This is a genomic window from Roseomonas sp. TS2, assembly GCF_058833935.1.
Genome location: NZ_JCACVY010000353.1, coordinates 1 through 1,316, shown reverse-complemented (window position 1 = coordinate 1,316; position 1,316 = coordinate 1). Strand labels below are relative to the sequence as shown.

At 74.3% G+C, this 1,316-nt stretch carries 2 protein-coding genes; both read left to right on the top strand.

Going from position 1 to position 1,316, the window contains the following annotated elements:
* The first annotated feature begins 4 nt into the window (after positions 1 to 4).
* On the top strand, positions 5 to 808 hold the full coding sequence (locus ACZJYS_RS24335; protein ID WP_493180650.1) for an inositol monophosphatase family protein: 804 nt from the start codon (positions 5 to 7) through the stop codon (positions 806 to 808).
* A 305-nt stretch (positions 809 to 1,113) separates the two neighbouring features.
* Positions 1,114 to 1,316, top strand: a 203-nt coding sequence (locus tag ACZJYS_RS24330) for a hypothetical protein (RefSeq protein WP_493180649.1), incomplete at its 3' end; no start/stop codon positions are given.

Here is a 1,316-nt window from a genome sequence, read left to right as displayed (position 1 = left end):
CGTCGTGGCCGCCGCCCAGAAGGCGGGCCGCCGCCTGCTGCGCGATTTCGGCGAGGTGGAGCAGCTGCAGGTCAGCATGAAGGGCCCCGGGGACTTCGTCTCCCAGGCCGATCTCCGCGCCGAGGAGACGCTGCGCGCCGAGCTCGGCCGCGCCCGTCCCAACTTCGCCTTCCTCGGCGAGGAGCAGGGCGAGAGCGGCGGCAATGACTGGGAATGGCGCTGGGTGATCGACCCGCTGGACGGCACCACCAACTTCCTGCACGGCATCCCGCACTGGGCGGTGTCCATCGGCATCGAGAAGCGGCTGACCGAGACCACGAGCGAGGTCGTCGCCGGCGTCGTCTACAACCCCGCCGCCGACGAGCTGTTCTGGGCCGAGAAGGGCAACGGCGCCTTCCTCAACGACCGCCGCCTGCGCGTCTCCGGCCGGCGCGACATGCTGCACGCGGTGTTCGCCACCGGCATCCCCTTCGCCAAGGTGCAGCGCAAGGCGGAGTTCAGCGCCACCCTGGCCCGGCTGATGCCGCAGGTGGCGGGCGTCCGCCGCATGGGCGCCGCCGCGCTCGACCTCTGCTGGACCGCCGCCGGCCGCTACGAGGGCTACTGGGAGCTGGGCATGGCGAAGTGGGATATCGCCGCCGGGCTGGTCATCCTGAAGGAAGCCGGCGGCTACGCCACCGATCCCGAGGGCGGCGACTGCTACGCCAACGGCCATGTGGTGGCCGGCAACCCGCACCTGCAGCCGAAGCTGCGCGAGGTGGTGCAGGAAGGCATCGCCCTGGTCGGCCGCGCCCGCGGCGAGGGCTGAAGCCCGGATCAGGGGGGCGGGCGGCGCCATGGGCCGCGGCCTCTCTCCGGCACCGGCCGGGCGTGCGCCGGGCCGGGCGGCCATGCCCTTTCTCCCGCGGCCGCGTTTCCCCTGCACGAGGATGTCGGCTAGGCTGCGCGATACAATGCGCCCCCGCTTCCGCTTGCTCCGCCCCCTCCTGCTGCTGGCCGTGCCGCTGGCCCTGGCGCAGCCTGCCCTGTTGGGCCCGGCCCAGGCTCAGCAGCCTGCCACTCAGCAGCCTGCCACCCAGCAGCCTGCCACCCAGCCCCTGCCCGCCGATCTCGGTGAGGGCGGCGCGGCTGGCCGGGCGCACCGAGGGGCGCGTGACCCTGCTGGCGCAGGTGGCCGGCCCGGCCGAGGATGCCTCGGCCGCGCGGCGCGATTCGCTGGCCAACGGCCTGGCGCTGCGCCAGATCCTGGAAGCCGCGGGGCTGGACGGCACCCGCATCGACATCCGGCCCCTCGGCCGCACCGAGGAGGCGCGCGA